We start from the raw sequence: 25,138 nt of genomic DNA on the forward strand, positions 1-25,138 counted from the left end.
ACCGCGGGCACAAATCCTTTTGCCATGATCTCTGCTGGGGGCTAGGGGATAAGCTAGAGCATCTTCTAATTTAATCGTTCTTGTCACCCCTGCCACTCAAGGCGAATGTTCACTACCTCTTAACCCATTACTCAGCCAAACCGTCTGTATGTTTGGCTACGCTTTTAGATGCGCTTACCCTGCGTCTCGATGCAGAAGTGGAAAGCCAATTGATGCGGGCAGGTCGTCCGCGATCGCGCGATCGCTGGCAGTCTTATGAAGGCTTTCTCCCTAGTGCGTTTGGAACCAATACAGCGATCGCTATGTTGGTCATCGATGCAGATGGCAACGTCCTGTATCGCTCCGAGGAATGGGCTGCGGATCTAGATACCAAGAACCTTTGGACATCGCGCCCCCAACTACAGCCCTTTCCACCGCCTCATTCCGAGCGACAAACAGCCCCATTTTCAGAGCGATCGCAACCCCCGCGCGATCGACCACCGCCCCCGCCTCGATTTGTCACCCAGCGCACAGCAACGGGAACTTGGCGGGTTGGTGCAGTCACAACACCCTTTACTCAAGTTGCGATCGCAGTAAGTTTAAAAGCGATCGCACAAGAAATGGTCGTGATCCGCAACATCTTCCTAATTTCAATTCCAGGGGTGCTTCTGCTCGTAGCGGGTGGTGCATGGGGTATTGCTGGCAGCAGTTTGCATTCCATCCGACGGTTAACTAAAGTCATTGGCAATGTCACCGCTAGCGGTTTGGAACAACGAGTCCCCATAGGTGCGACAGATGTTGAATTTGTCGAATTAATTCAAGTGTTTAACCAGATGTTGTCACGTCTGGAACACAGTTTTAAGCAAGCCTCTCGCTTTAGCGCCGATGCTGCACACGAACTCAAGACTCCCCTAGCGATTTTGCAAGGAGAACTGGAACGCACCCTGCAACAAGCGGAACCAGGCTCAGAGGTGCAACAGGGTTTGAGCAATTTACTCGATGAAGTCCGCCGACTCACCGGGATTGTGCGTAAACTTCTGCTGCTTTCCCTAGCCGATGCCGGACAAATGGCTTTGTACCGAGTTGGGGTGGATTTGTCTGGCTTGTTAATTGAGATGTTGGAAGATATCGAACTGCTTGCACCCCATCTAGAGGTTAAAACAGAAATTGCCGATAGTTTGCGCGTACAAGGCGATCGCGATTTACTCGTTCAGGTCTTGCAAAACTTGATTAGCAACGCCATTAAATACAATTTGCCTGACGGCTGGATTCGGATTGATGCTCGTCGTCAGGGTGCAACTGTATTGATTACTATCAGTAATTGCTCGAAAGAGATTCCAACTGGCGATCGCGATCGCATTTTTGACCGCTTCCATCGCGGCGATCCAGCCCGGACGCGCAAAGTAGAAGGAATTGGATTAGGACTGAGCCTAGCGCGGGAAATCGCGCGATCGCACGCTGGCGACCTGACGCTTGACCCGACATTATCTGGACAGACTGCATTCACCCTAACCTTACCAGTTGGTTTATAAATAATTGATTATAAATACTAATTAATTTATTTTATAGCAATAAGACTTTTTTAAGAAAAAGCTTATATAAATCACCCGTTCGCTTTCGAGTTGTGAACTTTTTGTATAGAAATATTGCCATCTTTGTTAAGTCTTTAAACTACTTCAGACCTAATTGATGATTTCTTTATCTCAACTGTGATATTACGGAGTGGGTAAGAATTCTATTAAAGAATTAGACTAAGCACGTATTTTTCATCAGCCGTAAGGAAGAGATTGATGTCAGTATTTACCAGCAGAATCGGTGTCCTGTTAGCTTGGACGTTGCTTTGGGCGGTTGTAGGTGTACGCGCCAATGCCCAGACAATTATTGCGGCACCGAATGACACGAATACTGTAGTTAACCAGGATGGCAAACGAATTGACATCACTGGCGGCACCCTTTCAGGCGATCGCGCAAATCTCTTCCACAGCTTTACTAAGTTTGGTGTCAATTCTGGCGAAATAGCCAACTTTCTCTCCAACCCAGACATTCAGAACATCCTGGCGAGAGTACGTGGAGGCGATGCCTCGGTAATTAATGGTCTGATCCAGGTGACGGGCGGGAATTCCCACCTATTCTTAATGAATCCCGCAGGCATTGTTTTTGGCGCTAACGCTACGCTGAACGTGCCTGCCTCCTTCACCGCCACCACTGCTAATGGCATTGGCTTTGGTGACAATTGGTTTAACGCCACTGGTGCCAATGACTACGCTGCTTTAGTCGGTACGCCCAGCAGCTTTGCCTTCACAATGAGTCAGCCTGGGGCGATAATCAACGCCGGAGACCTTGCAGTAGGACAAGGGCAAAATCTTACCTTACTCGGTGGCACAGTTATCAGTACCGGGAAGTTGTCCGCACCAGGCGGTAATATCACTGTCGTAGCCGTACCTGGTGAGAAGGTGGTACGGATATCGGAAGCGGGAAAATTACTGAGTTTAGAAATTGCACTCCCTAGCGCAGGCGGGACACCTGCGAATTGGATGGGGCCAGTTGCAGATTTACCAACTCTGTTGACAGGCGCAAATGTAGGGAACGCCACAGCAGTCACAGTAAACAGTGAGGGAAAGGTAGTTATTAGCGGTTCTGGCATAGCAGCAGCACCGGGTACCGCCATTGTAGCTGGTGCTGTCGATGTATCGGGAACTGGCGGCACGGTACAAGTTTTGGGTGAAAAAGTTGGTTTAGTCGGTGCCAATATTAACGCATCAGGCAACCTCGGCGGCGGTACAGTGTTAATTGGCGGCGACTATCAGGGGAAAGGAAAAGTCCCGAATGCCAACCACACTTTTGTTGACAGCAAAACCACAATTAACGCAGATGCCGTAACTAATGGTAATGGCGGACGTGTAATTGTTTGGTCGGACGACACAACTGAGTTTCACGGCAATATTACGGCGCGTGGTGGCGTTAATTCTGGTAACGGCGGTTTTGTCGAAACATCGGGAAAGCTAAGTCTCAAATATGACGGTTTTGTGGATTTGCGGGCAAATAATGGATTAACTGGACAATTATTATTAGATCCGGACAATTGGGTTATTGCCAATAATGGCGGCGATATTACTCCTTTGACAGTAGTAACGGCACTCAACGCCGCTGATGTCATCTATTCCGGTACTAATTCCCTCACTGTTCAAGATACTATTGATTCCAGCGGCAACCCTAATGCTAACAAGCTGACTTTAGGCGCGCCTACCGTCAATTTGAATGCACCCATGAAGCTCAAGGGCGGTCTGACTATCAATAGTATAGAGCTGAATATTAGCTCTGGTGCTAATTTGGATCTGGGTGGTGCTTTTAGTCAAATTAGCGGCGGAGTTGTTAATACCGCAGGAAATATCATAACTGCTAACCAAAGTATTAGCTTCACAGGTGCAATTAACCTGAAAGGAAACGCGACGCTAAACGCTGGGAATGGTGGCATTACCTTTAACAGCACAATAAATGGCGATAAAAATCTAGAACTAACGGCAGGCACAGGTAGTATTAATTTTATTCAGGCGGTGGGTAATACTACGCCTTTGGGGAACATTACTATTAACAGCGCTAGCGACGTAAACACAAAAGCTATTTCTGCTGCCAGCATTACTCAAAAGGCAGGTACAGGAACTACTACTTTTGATGGGGGACTTAATATTGCCGGTAATATTGATTTAACAGGTCAAGGTTTTGACTTCAAAAACCAGATTATAACCACCAATAACGGAACTTTTACTATTGTCAATAGCGGCAGCTTCAGTATTGCTGCTGACATGAACTTGGAAGGGGAGTTTAATCAAAACGGTTCAGGTGCAGTTTCCCTTGGCGGCAACATTACCACCAGCGACAACAACATCAGCTTTAAGAGTGCAGTCACGATGCCTGGGGCTGGCGATGTGAAGATCAGGGCGGGAACTGGTAAGCTTAACTTTGGCTCTACCGTGGCGGTAGGTGACAGGAATCTTACTCTGAGAGCAGACGAGATTGATTTCACAGATACAGTATCTGGAAGCAAAAATCTTGTTCTTGAGAACGGCTCAAGAAACAAAGAGATCGCTATCGGTTCAGATAACAACAATACGAGTTCTTTGGATCTGACAGCAGCTGAATTAAATTTATTGCAAGATGGCTTTTCCTTGCTTACCATCGGACGAAATAATAGTAACGGAACGATTACCATCCCCAATAACATCGCATTCACCGATCCGGTGACAATTCTCTCTGGAGGCAACATCAATCTTAATGGTTTGGTTGCAGGCACAGACAATGCCTCGATTACTCTCAGGGGTGCAGCAATCAACCTGAACGCAGGTATTACCACAATAGATCGAGATATCAATATCACCGCTACTGGTAACGATGGGGTGAAACTGGGCAACAGCGTAACGCTTGACACGGGATTGACGGGCGGCGGCAATATTAGTATTGCGGGAAATATTAACAGCAATAACCTTGGCCTGCATAACCTGACTTTGAATGCAGGTAGCGGCGATATTACCATTAACAATGCAGTTGGCAACAGTACGTCACTGGGAAACTTGGTAGCTAACAGCACTGGGACGACTCAGTTTAACAGTACCGTCAAAGCAGCTAGTTTGTTGACCAATATCGGTGGCAGCACCAATCTCAAAGACAATGTAACCACAACGGGAGTGAATGGTCAAATTTATAATGATGCTGTCGATATCATCGGTTCTAATTTGGAGTTGGATACGGGAAATGGCGCGATCGCTTTCAATTCAACCTTGACAGCAAATAACACCAACCTAACCTTAACTTCAGATAGCAAAATTGATTTCACAGGTGCAGTATCCGGCACCAATGGCAGCAAACTTCAGCTTCAGACTAAAACACCAGATAAAGCGATCGATATTGCTTCTGCTGTCGCCACAGGTTCACAAGGTCTACATCTGGATACAGCAGACTTTGGCCAGATCAATGGTTTTGACTCTATCACTATTGGTAATGCTACCAGAGGCGACATTACGGTAAATGCGATCGCATTCGCCGATCCGGTGACAATTCTCTCTGGAGGCAACATTAATCTTAATGGTTTGGTTACAGGTACAGACAATGCCTCGATTACTCTCAACGGTGCAGCAATCAACACAGCAATCAACCTGAACGCAGGTATCACCACAACAGATCAAAATATTAATATCACTGCTACTGGTAACGATGGGGTGAAACTGGGCAACAGCTTAACGCTTAATACGGGATTGACGGGCGGCGGCAATATTAGTATTGAGGGAAATATTAATGGCACTACTGCTGACGTTCAAGGCTTAGTATTAACAGCAGGCAGCGGTGATATTACCATCAAAAATGCAGTTGGCAACAGTACGTCACTGGGAAACTTAGTAGCTAACAGCACCGGGACGACTGAGTTTAACAGTACCGTCAAAGCAGCTAGTTTGTTGACCGATATCGGTGGCAACACCAATGTAAAAGGCAATGTAACTACAACGCAAGTGAATGGTCAAATTTATAATGATGCTGTTAATACCATCGGTTCTAATGTAGAGTTGGATGCGGGAAATGGCGCGATCGCTTTCAATTCAACTTTGACGGCAAATGACAACAATCTAACCTTAACTTCAGATAGCAAAATTGATTTCACAGGTGCAGTATCTGGCACCAATGGTAGCAAACTTCAGCTTCAGACTAAAACACCAGATAAAGCGATCGATATTGCTTCTGCTGTCGCCACAGGTCTACAAGGTCTACATCTGGATACAGCGGACTTTGGCAAGATCAATGGTTTTGACTCTATTACCATTGGACGCGATAACGGCACTGGAAATATTACTATAGCCGATAACGTATCATTCAACGACTCTGCAATAATCCAACAAGCAACAGGCACAGGAACAATTGCTTTAAACGGGTTAATTACAGGGTTAGATAACGCCTCAATTACTATTAACGGCAATGTTACACTGGGGGGTATTGCACCAAGGTTAAAAATCGATACCAATACTAGCAACGGCAACATTATTATTAACGGCAAGATTGACGGTAATAAGCCTCTATCTCTACTATCGGGAAATGGTGATGTCACCGTCAGCGATATAATTGGTGGCACTACTGCTTTAGAAAGCTTAAACTTCAGCGGCAACAATATATCTGTTGGTAATATTGGCGGTACAGCAGCGGGTGTCAGCGGCGACACGATTCTGAATGCCAGCAATAACCTCACCTTCACTGGCACTACCTATAATGCCAATAAACAAACCTACACTGGAACAGCTTTTAATCTAAGCAGTGGCGCAGCAACCACCTTTACTTCTAGTAGCGATGCCATTAGCTTTGAATTAGGCACGATCCAACTTGCCAACGGCTCTGACTTAATTATTAACAGCGGCGGCGGCGCGATCGCTCTTACATCTGTGCGCGGTGACAGCGACGAAAATCTCACCTTGGATGCTGGTACGGGTAGCGTCAGTGTCGGTGCTATTGGCAATGGAAATGAAATTAAAAGTGTAAATATTAGTGGGAATGGCATTAATCTCAAAGGAGACATTACCACCTCGAATGCAACTGATAATAACGTCAATTTGAATGGCCCAACAACTCTAGAGACAGGCGTTACTATTACAACTAACAACGGTAATATAAACTTTAACGGCACTCTAGATGGTGCTTTTAATCTGAACTTGGCAGCAGGGAATGCAGATATTATCTTTGATGGAAAAGTAGGCAACACTCGCTTAGGTAAACTAACTGTTACCAGCGCCCGCAACGTCACTGCAAATGACTCTATAACCGCCGCCAGCATCAGGCAAAATGCAGGTACGGGTACTACTACCTTCAAGGGCGCACTCGATACAAATACGGCAGATGGCATCAGTCTAACCGGAAATATTTTTAATCTAAATACAATTAATACTACTGGAAACGGCGGTGTTGCTATTAATAACAGTGGACAATTAACCCTTGGGTCTGCCGCCGACTTTACCTTGGATGGAGCATTCAGTCAAACTGGTACAGGTGCCGTTTCTACTGCTGCTGACATTACCACAGCTAACGACAATATAAGCTTTAATAGTGGCGTTACTCTCACCGAAAATATTAAACTCGATACGGGTGCTGGTGCGGGAAATATCAGCTTTAATAGCAATCTCAATGGCGGAAAAAATTTAGAATTGGCAGCAGGCACGGGTAATATTAAGCTAGGCGGTGCGGCGCAAGTTGGAGAACTGACTTTTACAAGTGCTAATAATATAGAAACGCAAGCGATCGCATCCTCTAGCATCCGCCAAAATTCCGGCAGGGGGACTACTACTTTCAACGGCACTCTAAATACTAATACCGCAGATGGCATCAACCTGACTGGTAATAATTTCACCTTTCAAGGCGCTATCAACACCGCTGGCGATGGTGGATTTACTATCAAAAATAGGGGTCAGTTAACAATTAATTCTAATGCCGACATGAACCTGGCGGGAGCATTTTTACAAAAAGGTTCTGGCACAGCTATTACTGCGGCAGACATTGCTACCAACAACGCCAATATTACCTTTAAAGGGCCAGTGCAACAGACAGAAAATGTAGCACTTACGTCTGGAAGAGGTACGATTACTTTTAACTCTAGCTGGGCAGCAGATGGCAACGCGCTAACCTTAACAGGTGATGAAATTAACTTCAGAGGGGGAGATAATTCTGTTACGGGTAGCAATAGTATAAGGCTGCAACCTGCAACAAATGGGTTAGCGATCGCGATCGCTGGATCTGAAGGCACCCCGGCGCTAGATATCTCCCAAACAGATATTAATGCTATGAATGGGTTTAATCCCATTATCATCGGTTCAGATAATGGCAGTGGCAATGTCACTGTTAAAACTGCTAATTTCAACGAACCAGTAAAAATTCAATCTCCCAATGGCACTATTGATGTCAACGGAAAGATTACAGGACAAGGAAATGCTTCCATCACCCTTAACGCTGCTACAACGAATTTACGGGCAGATATTAGCACAGAGGGACAAGACATTATCCTCGGTCAATTGGGCAAAATTATCTGGCTTCATAACGATGTGGAACTGGCAAGCAATGGCGGTAATACTATCTTTGAATCGTCGGTCAGCGGCATTACTGCTGGTGAGCAATTATTGACGCTTACTCCTGGGGTAAATGGTCAAGCTATCTTTAAAGGTGATGTCGGTAAACCATATGCCTTGGAAGGTTTGACTATTAATTCTGATGTCTTAATTATTGGCGGTGATAATGCCACCCTTTCAGGCAAAGATACCGATGTTTTCCAAGCTGTAACTGTCAACGCTTTGCAAACCAAATTGTCAGGTACTGTTACCACCTTAAATGGCGATATCACGTTTAACGGGAATGTTACTCTGACTGACGATACTTTCCTCAACACGGGTGCTTTCGGTAAAGGTAATATCGCATTCAACGGCACCTTAGATAGCGAGACAGGCGAATATAACGACTTGCGGATGGTTGCCGGTACCGGGAACATTTTATTTGCTAACACTGTGGGTGCTGGAACGGGTAGAGAGTTGGGTGCAATATTAATTGAAAATGCCACAGATGTAACCGCTAATTCAACAATTGCTGCCGCCAGCTTCGCGCAACTAAGTGGTAGTGGCACTACTAATTTAGTGGGGGATATCGCAACTACCGCGCCTGCTGGTGTGAATATCGTTGCTAATAATATCCAGCTAGGCAATATCAGCACCAATGGCGGCAAAGTTAATTTAAACGGGGATATACAAGTCCGCACCAGTAATGTCACCTCAAAAGGTGGGGAAATCACCTTTAATAGCGACAGGGGGCCTATTAATACCGGATCTCTAGACTCATCTTCTGCTATTAAGGGTGGCGCGATCGCGCTTTCGAGCAACTCCGGAAGCGTACAAACTGGTAATATTACATCACGCTCTAAAACTGATGCTGGCCCAATTACGGTTATAGCGCGGGACAACATCGAGACTTTGGATCTAGACGCAGCTTCCAAAGGCACCGGTGGCGCAGTTTCTCTCACCAGCCAACAAGGATCTGTACAAAGCGGCAATATCACCTCGAAAGACGCAGAGATCACCCTTGCAGCACAAGACAACATCGCCACAGGAAACATAGACTCATCTGGTGGCACGATTTCGGCAAAAAGTCAAGATGGTGCCATTGCAACGGGAAATTTAACATCTTCTGGAAGAACCGGCGGCGGCGCAGTCACTGCAACCTCGTCGCGTAACCTCACCACTGGCAACATTGACTCGTCTTCCAAAAATGGCGCAGGCGGCGCAGTTACTCTGACAAGCCAACAGGGAACCATTACCAGCGCCAATGTAACATCAACATCCTCTGGGAAAGGCAGCGGTTCTGTCACCGCATCGGCTCCTAAGGGCATTGTAACTGCAAATATAGACACATCTTCTAGTGCTGGTACTGGGGGAGCGATCGCGCTAAACAGCGATATCGGCAACATACTTACCGGAGACTTAACATCAGCAGGAGCAGCAGGCGGCGCTGTGATTGAAGTTGATACACTGGGCGTTATAAATACTGGGATTATAGACTCTAGTTCTAGCTTGGGCAATGGCGGTAATGTCACCATATCTAATCCCCTCAAAAAACTTGACAGAACTCCGATAAATGACATTCAAGTTGTTTCCATTAACGCCCAAGGTGGAAGCGCCGGAGTAGGAGGAATTGTCACCATTACCACCGACCATTTCTTCCGCGCTACAGGCACTTTCACAGATGCTAGAAACCCATTTCCTACCAGCATTTCCACCGCCGGAGGAATTCTAGATGGTTCGATTAATATTTTCCACGGGGGCGGCACAGCTTACACTGCCTTTGTTGTAGGTGATGCTACAGAAAATGGTACTGCGGGTGCTATTAGCAGCGGCATTGGATTGATTAACACGATTTTGCCATCAAAAGAGTTTACCTCTGCTTACCGCCAAGGCAATATTCAAATTATTCCCCGCCGCCCCGGACAAAACCTACTACCTTTATCCGGAGTCGCTACAATTGGTACATCTACCAATAATGCTACTGTTGAAATTGATAAAAACGTTGGTGAAATTGAGAGAAGCCTCACGTCTGAATTTGACCAATATTTAGGTAAAACTGGTACCACTGCAATTAGAAGCCCAGGGGAAGATAGAGAAATTTTAGGCAGAATTGAAACTAAAATTGGTGTCAAATCAAGTTTCATCTATGCGACGTTTGTTCCGGCGCGGGTATCAGAAAGCTCTAACATTCAATCAGAGAAAGATAATGACCAATTAGAACTGGTAGTAGTTACCTCTAAGGGTTCCATTGTCAAGCGAATTCCCGAAGCAACGCGGGCTAAGGTACTCGCACAGGTTAAAAAATTACGCAACGAAGTAACTATCAGGGACAATGCCGAACGTAATAGTAAGAGTTATTTACCTTTTTCCCAAAAACTTCATCAGTGGTTGATTGCACCTATACAATCCGATTTAGAAAAGCAAAACATCCAGAATCTGGCATTTATCATGGATAATGGCTTGCGAAGTCTTCCCGTCGCCGCCCTCCACGATGGACAAAAGTTTCTCGTTGAAAAATACAGTGTCGGTTTGATGCCTAGTTTCAGCTTAACTGATACGGGTTATGTGGACATTCGCAACGCCAAAGTCTTAGCAATGGGAGCATCAAAATTCACCGACCAAGCTCCCTTACCTGCTGTACCCTTGGAGTTGGACATCATCACTAGGAAACTGTGGTCGGGTAAGTCTTTCCTCAACAAGGACTTCACCTTAGAGAATATCAAAGCACAGCGTCGCGAACAACAGTTCCAGATCGTCCACCTTGCTACTCATGGCGAATTTAAAGCAGGCGCACCAAGCAATTCCTACATTCAGCTGGGAAACAGCAAGCTGAGTTTGGATCAACTACCCAATTTAGACTGGAAAAAACCAGCGGTGGAATTGTTGGTTCTGAGTGCTTGTCGGATGGCGGTAGGAGATGAAGACAAGGCAGAGTTAGGATTTGCTGGGTTAGCGGTGCAAGCGGGAGTCAAGTCAGCGCTGGGTAGTCTGTGGTATGTGTCAGATGCGGGAACTTTGGGATTGATGACAGATTTCTATCAAGAGTTGAAAACAGCCCCAATTAAGGCGGAGGCGTTGCGGCGGGCGCAGGTAGCAATGCTGAAGGGAGAAGTGCGCTTGGAAGGGGGACATCTGCATACTGCTGCTGGTAAGATCCCTCTTGGTTCGGAATTAACAAAGCTGGAAGGTAAGCAGTTACAACATCCCTATTTCTGGTCTGCTTTTACGATGATTGGTAATCCTTGGTAGAAAAGGAAAATGGCTTTAAGGGTTAGTCGTAGGTTGGGTGCATCCCAGTTTTGCAAAAAAAAAATACCTGGCGATTGAAAATCGCGGCTACACAAACAAAGCCTGCCTCCGCAGGCTGAATTAAGTCCGCGCAGGCGGACGTGGTTTGTGTAGCCCCATTTCAGTCTGTGAGCGATTTGCTTTGCTTAAGAGCCTTTTGCTTTGTTTAAGACGCTACCCGCTGGGGTGTTGCTGATACGGATGTTAGGCAGCAGTATGCCCCTAGTACCGATTCCTGTTCAACTTTTTGTAGCGGAATTTCTACAATAAATTCTGTTCCTTTGCCGGGTGTTGATACACACTTTAGTTGTCCGCCGTGGCGTTCAACTACAACCTGATAGCTAATAGACAAGCCTAAACCGGTGCCTTGTCCTACGGGTTTAGTGGTAAAGAAGGGGTCAAAGATTCGTTGCTGAATTGCTTCTGGAATGCCGGGGCCATTGTCGGAAATCCGGATGATAACAGAGGAAGGAGCCAGATTTACAAGCGAAGGATTAATGAAATCAAAGTCATTTTTTATACTTCCTTGTTCATTCTTCAAGGATGTGCTGATGGTAATCTTGCTGCGATCGCGATTTATTTCTTCAGGCGATCGCTTAGAATTATATTCTTCCAGGGCATCAATCGCATTACTGATTAGATTCATAAATACCTGGTTGAGTTGCCCTGCGTAGCAATCCACCTCTGGCAAGTCGCCGTATTCTTTAATAATTTGAATGGGGGGACGGGAGCATTCTTCTTTTAAACGATGCTGCAAAATCAATATGGTATTGTCTATGCCTTCGTGAATATCAACTGGTTTTTTCTGGGCTTGATCGTGGCGGGAGAAGTTTCTTAAACTCAGTACCAAATCGCGGATGCGGTCTGCTCCCATTTTCATAGAAGCTAATAGTTTTGGTAAATCTTCAATTAGGAAGTCCAATTCAATAGCATCAGCTTCTTCTTGAATTTCTTCTGGTGGTTTTGGCAGGTATTTTTGATAGAGTTTCAATAGATTCAATAAATCTTTGGCGTATTGGCTGGCAGGTGCCAAATTTCCATAAATGAATGAAACTGGATTATTAATTTCATGGGCGACACCAGCGACTAATTGCCCTAAACTGGACATTTTTTCGCTCTGAATTAGTTGAGCTTGAGTTTGTTTCAGCTCATGCAAAGTTTGTTTTAGCTGGGTTGCTTGTTCTTTTAGCTGGGCTTCTGATTGGCGCAATGCAGCTTCAGCAGCTTTGCGTTCGACCAGTTCGGTTGACAACTGTTGAAATAGGGTTGATTGTCCAATAGCGATCGCTAGTTGCACGCTCAACTGTTTTAGCAACATCACTTCCGATTCTTGCCATTTCCGAGATTCGCTGCAATGATGAGCAATCAGCAATCCCCACAAGTGTTCCCCTTGCAAAATCGGAACCACCAAATTTGCTTTCACCTGAAACTTCGCCAGTAAATCAACGTGACATTGCTGAATACCAGCTGTGTAAATATCGTCAATTGCGCGAACTCGGCCTTGTTGGTATGGTGAAACGCAGTTTTTTGCAAAGCAGGGATCTTTGATGTTGGTTCCCAAAATTGGCATCCAATCCTCACCGACAGATTCCACCGCTACAACCCCGTCCCCATCAGGCTCCAGACGGTAAATTAGCACTCTGTCTGTCTCTAGCAAAGTTCGCACTTCCTCGACAGTAGTGTTGAGGACTTCTTCTAGATTCAGAGAAGCGCGGATGCGTTTAGCGATCGCTCCTACCAATCTTTCTCGCAAAAATTGCTGTCGCGACGCTTCCTCGGCAAGTTTGCGCTCGGTGATATCCATCACCGTTCCCATCAGTCGCACCCCCTCACCCCTCTCATCGCGCCACACGGAACCCATACTCACAACCCAGCGCACCGTGTTTTCAGGGGTGATGATGCGATATTCCGAATTTAAGTTTCCTCCCTCCTTGACGACGCGAGCCATTTCCAACGCTACGCGGTAGCAATCATCAGGATGAACGCACTTGAGATAATCCTCATAGGTTTTAGCACGGGAACCGGAAGCAATCCCAAAAAGAGATTCCACTTCTGGAGAGCCGCTTACCTCCTCAGTCCGCAGATCCCATTCCCAAACGCCCATTTTTGCCGCATTCAGAGTCAGTCGTAGTCTCGCCTCGTTTTCTCGCTCTCGCTCTTGAGCCTGCTTCCGCTCTGTAATATCCGTCTGAACCCCAATAAATTGAGTTATGCGCCCTTCATCGTCGCACACCGGAGAAATGGTCAGTTCATTCCAGAAAGGCGTTCCATCCTTCCGATAATTCTTCAGAACTACCACGCATCCTTCCCCTGTCCGCAAAGCTTGGCGAATTTGCTCAACAGCGGCTGGATCAGTATCTGGCCCTTGCAAAAATCGGCAGTTGCGTCCCAGCACTTCGGCGGCTGAATAGCCTGTTATTCGCTCAAAAGCAGGATTGCAATAGATTATCGGATTATGCGGTTGGATCGCATCGCTGATCGTAATCCCGCAACTGGTTGCTGCCATCGCTCGGTCATAAAGTCTCAGTGTCTCTTTGTCTCCTTGATGTCCTGTGAAGTCTTGAAACGCCCCAAACCTTGCTTGCTGGCTTGCCATCAGATTTTATAACCGAACGTTTACAGCATTTTTCCAAGATAAATCATAATTAAAAAAAAATTAAATATATCTATAGGTAGATCAACAAATCTCCTATCGTCGAGTTTATATTTTTGCTAATAAAAATTCCCTGATTCCTCAATCTATTGTAAACCAAATTTCAGGAATAGCCACCATTTGAGGCACTTTCTAAGAATCCGGAAATTTTTCAAAAAAAGTATAAATTTCCTTAAAAAATTATAATATATATATGAAGCTTTCATTAAGTTAAGAATGTTGCCAGCTGCAAAATGTATCCTTCCAGCTGGACAGCGCGGTGCGCGGCAGTATGTTGTGATAAAACACGGGTACGAGCGCGATCGCCTATAGCAATTCTTTCATTTTCCGGTATTTCTTGGAGATATCGCAAAATATCATCACTTCGATCTGCAATCAGAATTTCTGTGCCAAAGTCAAAGATTGTGTCGAGTCCGAAGAAGCGATCGCTAATAATCGGAGTTCCACACGCCGCCGCCTCAAATAGCCGCACACTGGGAGAATAACCAGCCCGAATCATATCAGCTCTAGTAACATTCAGCGTGAACCGCTGCGAATTATAAAACCAAAGGTGTTGAGCATGCGGCTGATGGTCGATGCGCTCAATATTATAAGTATATCTAGTTTGAATAGGCCAAGGTCAGAGATTGTGCCTCCAGAACTTGTTCCGAGTTTTTCACTCAAAAAGAGAAATTAAAGTAACTGGAGAATTTCTTTAGCGGCGCGATCGCATACTCCAACTTCCCCTAAAGAAAGACGCATCTCTTGATAGTCTGCCAAAATTTGCTCTCGGCGTTCGGAATTGAAAAGTATTTCTAAAGCAACATCCACAATATTTTCTGACGTAGCTTGTTCTTGCAGTAACTCCGGTACAATTGACCGCATCAGCACCAAATTGGGCGGCGACATAAAGGGAATAGAAAATTTAAACAGGCGGGCAATCAAGTAAGTTAATGCGCTGAGGCGATAAATAACTACCTGCGGAACATTTAATAGCGCAAGTTCTAAATTTACAGTCCCAGATTTAGTAATTGCCAAGTCAGCAGCAGCCAGCACTTGCTGCGTCTTTTCTGATACTAGAGTGGCGTTTAAATCATATTTCTGAATCGCCGCTTCTATTTTTTGCCGATAAGCTTCCAGCGACAAAGGAATCCAGAAATGAACTTGCGGTAACTTGTCCTGAATAGCTTTAGCAGCCTCAAAAATTACTGGCATCAAGTATTTTAATTCTTGAGGACGCGAGGCAGGAATTAACGCGATCGCTGTCTGTTCTGACCCAATTCCCAAAGCTTGTCGCGCCTCTTCTCTACTAGGTGCGGTAGCCATTCTATCTACCAGAGGATGCCCTACTAAAGCTACAGATGCACCTCTTTTTTGGAAATAAGTAGCTTCCCCCGGAAAAATTGCCAGTAAGCGATCGCTTATTTCGATAATTCGCTTCGTATCCTGGGGAAAAGGCGACCAAACCCAGACCTGCGGCGAAATATAATACACCACTGGCACCGATGGCAACCGACGTTTGATATAGCTACCAAAGCTCAAATTTGACCCCATGTAGTCAATTAACACTACCAAATCCGGCGGACTAGCTTGCAGATATTGTTTCGCGCGACGCTGGACTTGTAAAGTAGGCAAGACAAAAGGCAGAGATTCCAAAAGCCCCATTGAACCAATGCCGCTGGTATTTGCCAGCATGGTGGCACCAGTAGCCGCCATGCGATCGCCTCCCAAGGCAACAATGTCTAACTTTATACCAGCAGCAGCAGCTTGCCGATAAAGTCCTTCAATCAGCAGCGCCCCCTGCAAATCCCCAGAAACTTCGCCAGTGCTAATAAATATACGCATTAATTTAGTAATTGCTAATTGAATGATTGCTAATTTATTACCATTAGCTATTAGCCATTAGCCATTAACCTTTTCCAGGAATTGGCCCTCGCCGTCCTTCAGATTGAGAAAGTTGCAAAAAGCTACGCAGGTGCTGTAAATGTTCGTTATCTGGGAGTAAATCCAGCTGTTCTAAAGCTTCAGTTAGGGGTAATCCTGAACGGTAGAGAATCCGGAAAGCTTTCTTTAAGTATCCCAACTCAGTCATGCTTAAACCTGCGCGTTTAATGCCAACCAAATTGAGACTTCGCACTCGTGACGGGCTTCCTTCTACCAACATATAAGGTGGTACATCCCGGTCAATGCGACTCATCCCACCAAGCATTGCCATTCGTCCGACGCGAACAAATTGATGAATACCTACAGCACCACCAATCACCGCCCGCGACTCAATATGGACGTGTCCAGCCATTGCTAAAGCATTGGAAATTATGACGCTATCTTCAATTACGCAATTATGAGCCACGTGGACATAAGCCATTAACAAATTGCCATTGCCAATTACTGTGGCTTCACCTGCGCCAGTTGCCCGATTAATTGTGACATACTCCCGAATAGTGTTTCTGTCGCCAATTTTTACCCAACTGGCTGCACCTTGATACTTGAGGTCTTGGGGTTCTAAGCCAATTGCCGCCCCAGGAAAAATTTTATTTTGGGAGCCAATTTCTGTTAGCCCATCTAACACCACATGAGCGCCAATTACGGTGTCAGAGCCTACCTTTACTTGCTCCCCAATTACCGCATAAGCACCAACTTGGACACTAGGGTGTAGTTGGGCATCAGGGTGAATTACAGCAGTGGGATGAATTAGTGTTTTCATAAAAAGTAAAAAGAAAAAAGTAAAAAGAAAAAAGGAAAAGGTTCTTTCTTTTGCCTTTTACCTTTTTACTTTTGCTTTTGTTTTAGTCCACAAGGGAAAACATTAGCTCGCCTTCGGTAACTAATTGACCGTTAACTTCGGCACGAGCTTGCATCTTTCCAAAACGACGACGCTTGACACACAGCAGTTCCGCTGTCATCACTAGCTGGTCGCCCGGTACTACAGGACGACGGAAGCGGACTTTATCAATTCCTGCGAACATAAATAAGCCGCTTTCAATATCTGGTAGTTGGGTTAATACTATACCGCCTACTTGCGCCATTGCTTCCACAATTAGCACTCCCGGCATAATAGGGCGGCCTGGAAAATGTCCTTGAAAATGGGGTTCGTTGAAGCTGACGTTTTTTATGCCTACAGCCTTTTTTCCAGGTACGTAGTCGATAATCCGATCCACTAAGGCAAAGGGATACCGATGAGGCAGCAGTTTGTGAATTTCTTCGAGTGTGAAGACGGTTTGATGAGCCGAGACGCGATCGCTATTTTCTACTTTCTCAGCATCTTCTTTATTCTCGGTCGCCGCCGTAGCAGATGTATCAGCGGTATTGGCATCAATCAGTGTGGACATGAGCAAATTTTTAATCGGGGCTAAGGGCAGTAGAGGAGTGAGTGTAAGCGCAATTACCTATCATCCCATAGGTATGTTTCACCAACCCAGCTGCGTTGTGAGTTAAATTGCATCTTCAGCCCTTAACATTCATTTTTTGGGCTAGCTGCTGGGCGAGTTGGATGTGTAGGTTATGGCTAGCTTTGTAAGCCAGGATATGCGCTACAGGAAAATCTCCCAGTAAACTTAAATCCCCTACTAAGTCTAAAAGTTTATGACGTGCTGGCTCATTTGAAAATCTCAAAGGAGGATTAATCCAACCTTGAGAACCGCAAACCAGCGCATTGTCTAGACTTCCGCCTTTTATTAAACCTGCGGTTTGCAGTTGCTCAATTTGGTGAGCGAGTCCAAAAGTGCGGGCGGGCGCGATCGCTTGAGCAAAACTTTCCTGCGCTGGACACCAGCTGTGCCACTGATTACCAATCGCTGCTAAATCAAAATCAATCCCGTAGGAAAATCGGGTCAAGGGTGCTGGCAGTGCCGCAACAAAGGCATCGCCATCATACACCCAAACAGGTTCTTGAAGGATAAAGGAGGAATCTGGACTTGATCCAAATGGAACAACTCCCACTTGGCTAATCGCTTTCACCCACTCCAGCGCCGATCCATCCAACAGCGGTACTTCCGGGCCATCAATCTCAATTCGAGCATTATCAACACCGCTACCCGCTAAAGCACACAGCAGGTGTTCCACTGTCCGGACACGGGCTGAACCCTCACCCAGTTCTGTTGACAGAGTGGTAGAGACTACCGCCTTCACCCGTGCGGGAATTTGCGGGGAATCTGGGAGATCCACCCGTACAAAGTAGCGCCCCTCTCCCGCCTCTGCTGGTAGCACCCGGACATGAGTCACGACACCGCTGTGTAGACCGATACCAGACAGTTCAAAAGATGCCCCTAGAGTTTGTTGCTTGTCCGTTGTCATTTCTCGATTGTCCGTTGTTAATTGAAGGATGACTAATGGCTAATTGTTTAAGAGCCATTAGCCATTAGCCATTAGCCATTAGCCAACATTAAAATCTCTCCCCAATCCCAAAGTGGAGACGACTGCCACCTTCATTATTAAAACCGTAGTCGATTCTAATCGGCCCGAGGGGAGATTGCACCCGGACACCAAGACCGGCACCAATACCGCTTCCCGGCTTATCCCGCACTCCAGCGGGGTCTCCAGGGACGCTACCACCCGTACCCAAGTCAGTACCTATATCGACAAACAGAGCGCCGCCGACAATCGAGAAAATGGGGAATCGATATTCTGCCGTTGCTTGGATAAAACTGCGACCGCTGCCAACATCCCCTTCTTCAAAACCCCGCACAGAGTTACTACCGCCGAGGGAAAAAGCTTCATAGGGAGGTAAATCGCCGATTGCTGTCCCCGCTTGAACGTTAAAAGCGAGAGCTTGTGCGCCTTGGGCAAAGTTAGTGTATTTAACTGGAATGTAGTAGCTGTAGCTACCCCGCAGACGATTTAGGAAGATGTTGCCGAGTCCTACAGGGATAGTCTGCTCAACGCCTAACCGCAGCAGCGACCCAGCGGTGGGTTGCAGAGGGTTATTGCGGCGATCGCGTATTAATCCCAGCTGAACGCTAAATATGTCGTCTTTGCCTTCTCCACTAAAGCTCAGGTCGTTGCCTAGTTCATCCTCTGGGCTAAGGTCGCCATCGGAATCGCGGACCGAAACCCGTTGATACTGCAAGCCCAAACTGCCTACCCATTCAGAAGTGGCAAGAGGATTTCTGTTTAGAGGACGAGTAAAGGTGACACCGCCGCCGAGTCTTAGAATGCGCGGGCGATCGCCATTTGGCAATTCAATATCGTTTTCACCGCCATCAAAAATCAGCGAAATCGACCGCCGTCTGAACCCATTAACAGTGTAGGAAGTGCGGTAGGGATCGCCAGCAATCCAAGGATCTGTGAAGTTGACATCAAACAACACCTCCCGTTGACCTACCTGCAACTCTGCCCCCAGTTTCTGGTTATTGCCGCCCAGATTTTGTTCTTGATAGCTGATCGTGCCAAATAACCCGCTAGCGGAACTAATACCTGCACCTGCTGCGATAGATCCGGTATTCTTTTCAATTACGTCCACATTGACAACGACTCGGCGCGGATCTTTACCGGGAGCAAACGAAAGCCGCACATCTTCAAAGATGCCTAAGCGAAAGACTCGTCGCAGATCCTGTTCCGCAGTCCTCCGGTTAAAAACCTCCCCAGCTTCTAACTCCAGCTCTCGCGTAATAATAAATTCGCGGGTACGACCCCGGATAGGGCCCCCTTCCTCGTTAGTTGTCTCACCTTCCTTGTTGATATAGCGGACTTGTATATCTTCAATTAGCCCTTCTGCTACATCTAGACGTACCGTGCCATCTTCGCCAATCTGGGGTGCGGCAACCACCTGTGCTAGGTCATAGCCGTTTTCTTTGTACCACTGGTTTAATCTCTTAACAGCTTCTTGAAAGCGGCGGAGGTTAAGGGTGGTGCCATACTGAGGCCCAAAGATGTCATCTATAACTTTTTGGGGTACGGCACGACTGGGTTGTTCGGCAGGCACAGGAGTAACTACCACGCTTCGCAGCACCGGGTTAGGCTCCACCAAAAAGGTGACGCGCACGCCCAAAGGTGTATCCTCTGGCTCTACTGTGACGTTCCTGAAAAAGCCTGTGGCGTAGATGGCATTCACATCTTCCTGTAACTGGCTGCGGCTGGCAGTCCGTCCAGGGCGGGTGCTAATTGCCTCATAGACTTCGTTTTCCAGTTCTCCTTCAACGCCGCTAACTACGACTTCGCCAACCAGCACTCGCGCTTCTGGCACATCAGGGTCGGGGGCTGGCGCTGGCGCAGGAGAAGGTTGAATATTTTCAGGGGTGGGAGCAGGTTCCACAGTTGGTGGGGGCGTAGGCACATCAATACTTGGCTGTGAGGGCGCTCCTGGGGTGAGATCGAATTCAATTCGATTCGGTGTCTCTTGTTGTGGTAACGATTCGGTGCCTCGTTCTGGAGTCACTGGCTCTGTTGCAGGCGTGGGGGCTGGGTTTGGGGTTATAGGAGTTTGGCTGAGTACGGGCAATTTCTGGGGCGACTCAACAGCTCCCATCGTCTCTGGGGGGCTTACGGGGACTATTACATTGCCAACAGGTTGAGAAACAGCAGCATCACTATTAACTGCTGTCTGATCTGGAGGGCTTACGGTCGCTATGACATTGCCAACAGGTTGAGAAACAGCGCCAAGTGTTGTGGTGCCAACAGCAGCATCACTATTAACTGCTGTCTGAGTTTTGACATAATCAGCCCACAAAGCAGCTGCTTCGGGAGCTTCCGCCGTAGAGTTTACAGTTTCTGCCCTAGCAGGGAATGATAAACCAAAGGCAGATGAGGCAGAAAAAACCGCCAATAAGAAAGGAGATAAGCGCATTTGATTACCTTTTTTTGACACTTCCACACACCATGTAAACAATTTGTCTTTAGTCCTTCGTCACTAGCTAATCGCTATTTTCTACTTGTCTCTTGAACTCTCTTGAGAACTTGCTGGTAGGCATCTTCCACCTGCCCTAAGTCGCGGCGGAACCGATCTTTATCCAGCACCCGCCGATCAGGATCTTCTTCAGACTCGTCCCAAAGACGGCAGGTGTCGGGGCTGATTTCATCTCCCAGTCGCAGCTGCTGCTGTTGGTCAATGCCAAACTCTAGTTTGAAGTCCACTAGGGTAATCCGAGACTTGTGGAAAAAGTCTGTGAGGATTTCGTTGATTCGCAAGGCAGTGGACTGTAATTGGTCGAGCTGTTCTGGTGTTGCTAAAGACAATAATAAGAGGCGATCGCGTGTCAACAAAGGATCTCCCAAATCGTCATTTTTAAAATAAAATTCCACCAGCGGATAAGGTAAAACTTTACCTACTGGTAATCCTGTCTGTTGACATAGACTTCCCGCAGCAATGTTCCTGACTACGACTTCTAACGGCACAATTTTCAGCGCCTGAACGCGCATTTGGTTGGGTGCCGGAGTATCAATGTAGTGGGTGGGTATGCCTGATGCTTCCAAAAGCTGGAACAAATGACTAGAGATAGTACAGTTAATCTCTCCTTTGCCAACGATCTGACCCCGCTTTTTGGCATTAAAGGCAGTAGCATCGTCTTTGAAGTGAGCTAGCAGAATATTCGGATCGTCTGTGGCATAGAGAATTTTGGCTTTGCCTTCGTAGAGGCTTATGTGTTGGGCAGACATGGAGAGTAGTTGTTTGTGTTGATGGATCGCCTTGGCAGCACACAAGATTTTAATCCCTTAGGAGCCGCATAGTGTAAACAGATGGGCAGATGGGATTAACTGGCACGTTTTAGATTAACTCTTGGTTAAATTTGGGTTAAAATTTTATTAAGTCGATGATACTGTTTTATCTAAAGATCGCCTATAAAAGCTAGGCGGGGCGGCAAAACTTGAACCCAAAGTAACCAAAATCAACCGTGTATCCGAGTAGGGGGGAGCGATCGCTGGTCAAGGTGATGGGGGGAATGTCTGCCTGATCTAAACTTGCTTTTTAAGTCGTGGCGAAGAAAAAGTGAACCGTAGGTTAGTTTGTGAGGTAGAAAGTTAGATAGTTTATGCTTAGGAGTTAGCTATGGCAGACCGCTCTGATTTTTTGTATCCAAGAAGTCGTTACTACGGTCAGGTGAAGCCGGAGAATTTGGTTTTCAACGCTAACCTACAAGAATTTTCTCAAAAGGTGAACTACATCTGCAACTTAGAAACTTCGGGCAAAATCTCACCTACAGATGCCTACGAACAGATTAAGAATCTCTGGAAACAGTTGAAACAAACAAAAAAGCAACTGGGAATTGGTGAAGACCCCTTCCAGAACAGCGACGAAAACCCAGCGGATTCTTAGGTTTTTATCAGCGGTCAGTAGTCAGCAGGTAATAACTAATGAATAATTACTACTTACTTGCCATTGTGTGGACTCCATCCCAAGCATCTGAAGGTGGGTTGTCAAGGTAGTTTCTACACCGTTCCAGGTGAACTTTGACTGCCTGATCGTTAGGGTTTAGGCGGTAGGCATCATCAAAGAGGTTAATTGCTTTTTGGAAGTGCCTATTGATATAGGCTTGACGCCCATACTCGTAGAGATCCAAAAACTTTTTCGTAGAGTCGTTGAGAGGTTCTCGATAGTCACCTATCAATTCGTAGATACTGACGGCGGTATTTTTCCCTTTGACGCGGATTTTGTCTAGTTCTCGGACTAAGATGCGATCGCGACACAAGTTGTAGGTAAACTCGCTCAAGATAATATCGCAGCCATACTCCTTAGTAACGCTTTCCAGGCGAGAACTTAGGTTAACTCCATCCCCAATCACTGTATAGTCCATTCGTTTGTGAGAACCGATGTTGCCAGAAACAACCTCACCCGAACTAATTCCAATCCCTATGTGAATCTGTGGCTGGTTGTCAAAAAAGCGACGCCTATTAAATTCGGATAGACGGCGACGCATATCCAATGCTGATTGGATAGCCATCCAAGCATGATTTTCCGCTAGTGGCAGAGGTGCGCCAAACACCGCCATCAAAGCATCGCCGATAAACTTATCTAAGGTGCCTTCGTGGTTAAAGACTGCCTCAACCATTGTTTCAAAATACTGATTTAGCAGCGAAACCACTTCCGACGCACCCAAATTTTCCGTTAGGGTGGTGTAGCCGCGAATATCGGAAAATAAAATTGTTACATCTTTACGTTCGCTCAACATCAGGGCATTGTCGCCCAGTGCCATAACTTGTTCTGCCACCCTTGGGGTCATATAGCGGTACAGAGTGTTCTTCATCCGCTTTTCGTGGCTAATATCTTCCAACACCACCAAACCGCCTCTTACGCCTCCTTCGGGGTTGGTAAGAGGATTAACAGTAAGATTGGTACTGCGTTCAATTTCTTGAACTTGATCGACACTGAGAACCCAGTCGGCAGGAATCAGTGGATCATTCCAGGGAATATATAATTTTGGATTGATGCGATCGCGTAGCGCCAAAATATAAGCCTCAGTTTGTCCTCCCTCAGCATTACAGCCTACTTCTGAATTCAAAGTTTCTCCTGCTGAAAGCTGACACTTGGCGCATTTCGCCTGTGCAGGCACTTCATTAGCTGACTGTTGACTCTTTGGTAAATACAAGCCAATTGTCAGGCTTTGTTCTGGCACATAATGCTTAGCGCCAGTTTTCAGACTATCCTGAAGCCGGAACTTGAGATTTTCAATCGGCACCACATCCCAGACGTAGCGCCCCACCAGTTTCTGTTCCCACAAATTTTTGTTGCATTTCCCCACAGCTTCCTTAATAGGGCAACCCAACAACTCCAGCGCCGCTTCATTAATCATCACAATTTGCCCCTGCATATCTGTGGATATCACAGCATCCGAGAGACTTTGCAGGATGTCTTTCTGATACTGCTTTTCCACCAAGACATTCTCGAAGAGTTTGGCGTTTTCCAAGGCAATTCCCGCCTGGATGTTAAACGCCTGCATAAACTCTTCGTCGGAACTAGTAAAACTGCCAGGGTGCTTATTAATCAGCTGCGTCACGCCAATTAATTCATTAGCTGAATTAAACACTGGCATACAGAGAATATTGCGCGTTAAATAACCCGTCCGCTTGTCGGCGCTGGGGTCAAAACGCGGATCTTTGTAAGCATCAGCGATATTCAGCGCCTGACGAGTAGAGGCAACGTATCCGGCAATCCCTTTATTGGAAGGAATCCGTATCGGTATGATCTCTGTGCCATCCTTGTTGGGGACTTTCGTCCAGAGTTCTCCTGTTTCTTTGCTCAGCATAAACAGGGTACTGCGGTCTGCCTTCATCAGATCCCGCGCTTGCTCCATCACATAGCGCAGTGTGGCTTCTAAGTCAAGACTCTGACCCAGATATGTTGTTGCCCGTAACAGTGCAGCTGCTCCCCGTTGCTTACGAGCCGCCACATAAAAAGATTGGCAGCTTTCCAAGATAATCCCGATGGAGGCGGCAAAGTCACGGAATCCTTGCTCATCCTCGGTTGTAAATGGGGAATCTCCAGCTTTATTCAACAGCTGAACTACAGCTACAATCTGGTTTTTGCTGCTATAAATCGGCATACATAGCAGATTGTGGGTGCGGTAGCCGGGTCGTTCGTCAACTTCTTTGTTAAATAGCGGGTGGCTATAAGCGTCGGTGATGTTGAGAGTTTCACCCGTGGTAGCTACCTGACCGGCAATACCGACATTAATGGGAATGCGAATTTCTTTAGTGGCTCTCCCGTTGTCGGTTTCGGGAATTTTCGACCAAAGTTGGTTTTTTTCTTCGTCAACTAAAAATATTGTAGTTCTGTCTGCTTGCAGAATTTGACCCATTTTTAGGGTGAAAGCGTCCATGACCTGCTCTAGCATGGATTCCAGAGCTTCGTTGTTGATCATGTCGATCGCCCGCAGAAACTGCTGAAATTCAGCGGTAATAAAGTCAAGCAAGCAGATAAACTCACCAAACGATAGCTCCTTGACACGCGATGTCAAGACGCTAGTACGATTAAGGGTGAGCTGAGAGAGAGTCGCCAGAACGCTGCCAGTATTGGAGAGTGTCATGGGGAGGAGCAAGTGCCAGCTATGGTGTTAGCTATAAGGTGGTAGGACTGAGCCATTAGCTGTTTTTAGTAAGTAGCTGGTAAAAATCAACGTCAAATGAACATTAAGCGATAAAAATCTTGTATGGAGTCTATGTAGCCTCTATACGGGGAAAAAGGGTTTTTGGATCTCAGATGGTTTTTGCCCACTTACTTACTTATGTAGTCGCTATTGGC

The 25,138-nt window shown here is 46.4% G+C and carries 12 protein-coding genes; 3 read left to right on the forward strand and 9 right to left on the reverse strand.

All coding sequences use genetic code 11. The annotated features are described in order from the left end of the window. The first annotated feature begins 80 nt into the window (after positions 1 to 80). Positions 81 to 1,511 carry an ATP-binding protein gene (locus tag NDI42_RS19910; protein ID WP_242017805.1) on the forward strand — a complete coding sequence of 477 codons (1,431 nt, stop codon included), beginning with the start codon at positions 81 to 83 and terminating at the stop codon, positions 1,509 to 1,511. Positions 1,512 to 1,769: 258 nt separating this feature from the next. After that, positions 1,770 to 11,297: a CHAT domain-containing protein gene (locus NDI42_RS19915; RefSeq protein WP_190458827.1), complete on the forward strand. Its 9,528-nt coding sequence runs from the start codon at positions 1,770 to 1,772 to the stop codon at positions 11,295 to 11,297. A 205-nt stretch (positions 11,298 to 11,502) separates the two neighbouring features. On the opposite strand, the gene NDI42_RS19920 is transcribed toward NDI42_RS19915, so the two are convergent. The 8 genes from NDI42_RS19920 to purC all read right to left on the reverse strand — a co-directional run bounded on the left by NDI42_RS19920 (position 11,503) and on the right by purC (position 21,558). Further along, on the reverse strand, positions 11,503 to 13,932 hold the full coding sequence (locus NDI42_RS19920) for a PAS domain S-box protein (protein WP_190458829.1): 2,430 nt from the start codon (positions 13,930 to 13,932) through the stop codon (positions 11,503 to 11,505). Positions 13,933 to 14,194: 262 nt separating this feature from the next. Beyond that, complete coding sequence (locus NDI42_RS19925; RefSeq protein WP_190458870.1) at positions 14,195 to 14,599, reverse strand: glycosyltransferase family protein; 405 nt, start codon at positions 14,597 to 14,599, stop codon at positions 14,195 to 14,197. Between the two features lie 62 nt (positions 14,600 to 14,661). Next, the gene (lpxB, locus tag NDI42_RS19930) at positions 14,662 to 15,813 is read right to left on the reverse strand and encodes a lipid-A-disaccharide synthase (RefSeq protein ID WP_190458831.1); all 1,152 of its coding nucleotides are present in this window, start codon (positions 15,811 to 15,813) and stop codon (positions 14,662 to 14,664) included. Positions 15,814 to 15,877: 64 nt separating this feature from the next. Then, positions 15,878 to 16,672, reverse strand: a complete 795-nt coding sequence (lpxA, locus tag NDI42_RS19935; RefSeq protein ID WP_190421931.1) for an acyl-ACP--UDP-N-acetylglucosamine O-acyltransferase — start codon at positions 16,670 to 16,672, stop codon at positions 15,878 to 15,880. Between the two features lie 82 nt (positions 16,673 to 16,754). After that, positions 16,755 to 17,297 (reverse strand): 3-hydroxyacyl-ACP dehydratase FabZ, encoded by a 543-nt coding sequence (fabZ, locus tag NDI42_RS19940; RefSeq protein WP_190421929.1) that lies wholly within the window; start codon positions 17,295 to 17,297, stop codon positions 16,755 to 16,757. A gap of 115 nt (positions 17,298 to 17,412) precedes the next feature. Next, positions 17,413 to 18,261 (reverse strand): UDP-3-O-acyl-N-acetylglucosamine deacetylase, encoded by an 849-nt coding sequence (gene lpxC, locus NDI42_RS19945; RefSeq protein ID WP_190458833.1) that lies wholly within the window; start codon positions 18,259 to 18,261, stop codon positions 17,413 to 17,415. An 88-nt stretch (positions 18,262 to 18,349) separates the two neighbouring features. Next, positions 18,350 to 20,749, reverse strand: a complete 2,400-nt coding sequence (locus NDI42_RS19950) for a BamA/TamA family outer membrane protein (protein ID WP_190458835.1) — start codon at positions 20,747 to 20,749, stop codon at positions 18,350 to 18,352. 74 nt (positions 20,750 to 20,823) lie between these two features. After that, a complete protein-coding gene (gene purC, locus NDI42_RS19955; protein WP_190458837.1) occupies positions 20,824 to 21,558 on the reverse strand; it encodes a phosphoribosylaminoimidazolesuccinocarboxamide synthase in 735 nt (244 codons plus the stop codon). A gap of 391 nt (positions 21,559 to 21,949) precedes the next feature. Between purC and NDI42_RS19960 the strand changes: the two genes are divergently transcribed. Further along, on the forward strand, positions 21,950 to 22,216 hold the full coding sequence (locus NDI42_RS19960; RefSeq protein WP_190458839.1) for a DUF7219 family protein: 267 nt from the start codon (positions 21,950 to 21,952) through the stop codon (positions 22,214 to 22,216). A gap of 49 nt (positions 22,217 to 22,265) precedes the next feature. Here the strand turns inward: NDI42_RS19960 and NDI42_RS19965 are convergent, their stop codons facing one another. After that, positions 22,266 to 24,923, reverse strand: coding sequence for a GAF domain-containing protein (locus tag NDI42_RS19965; RefSeq protein ID WP_190458841.1), 2,658 nt, complete (start codon positions 24,921 to 24,923; stop codon positions 22,266 to 22,268). Between the last annotated feature and the right edge of the window lie 215 nt (positions 24,924 to 25,138).

It is taken from the genome of Funiculus sociatus GB2-C1 (assembly GCF_039962115.1).
In the GTDB taxonomy this organism is placed as follows: domain Bacteria; phylum Cyanobacteriota; class Cyanobacteriia; order Cyanobacteriales; family FACHB-T130; genus Funiculus; species Funiculus sociatus.

Coding starts and splice junctions, on each gene's coding strand:
- lpxB (WP_190458831.1), bottom strand. CDS start 15,813: ATGCGTATATTTATTAGCACTGGCGAAGTTTCTGGGGATTTGCAGGGG.
- fabZ (WP_190421929.1), bottom strand. CDS start 17,297: ATGTCCACACTGATTGATGCCAATACCGCTGATACATCTGCTACGGCG.
- purC (WP_190458837.1), bottom strand. CDS start 21,558: ATGTCTGCCCAACACATAAGCCTCTACGAAGGCAAAGCCAAAATTCTC.
- NDI42_RS19950 (WP_190458835.1), bottom strand. CDS start 20,749: ATGCGCTTATCTCCTTTCTTATTGGCGGTTTTTTCTGCCTCATCTGCC.
- NDI42_RS19915 (WP_190458827.1), top strand. CDS start 1,770: ATGTCAGTATTTACCAGCAGAATCGGTGTCCTGTTAGCTTGGACGTTG.
- NDI42_RS19965 (WP_190458841.1), bottom strand. CDS start 24,923: ATGACACTCTCCAATACTGGCAGCGTTCTGGCGACTCTCTCTCAGCTC.
- lpxA (WP_190421931.1), bottom strand. CDS start 16,672: ATGAAAACACTAATTCATCCCACTGCTGTAATTCACCCTGATGCCCAA.
- lpxC (WP_190458833.1), bottom strand. CDS start 18,261: ATGACAACGGACAAGCAACAAACTCTAGGGGCATCTTTTGAACTGTCT.
- NDI42_RS19920 (WP_190458829.1), bottom strand. CDS start 13,932: ATGGCAAGCCAGCAAGCAAGGTTTGGGGCGTTTCAAGACTTCACAGGA.
- NDI42_RS19960 (WP_190458839.1), top strand. CDS start 21,950: ATGGCAGACCGCTCTGATTTTTTGTATCCAAGAAGTCGTTACTACGGT.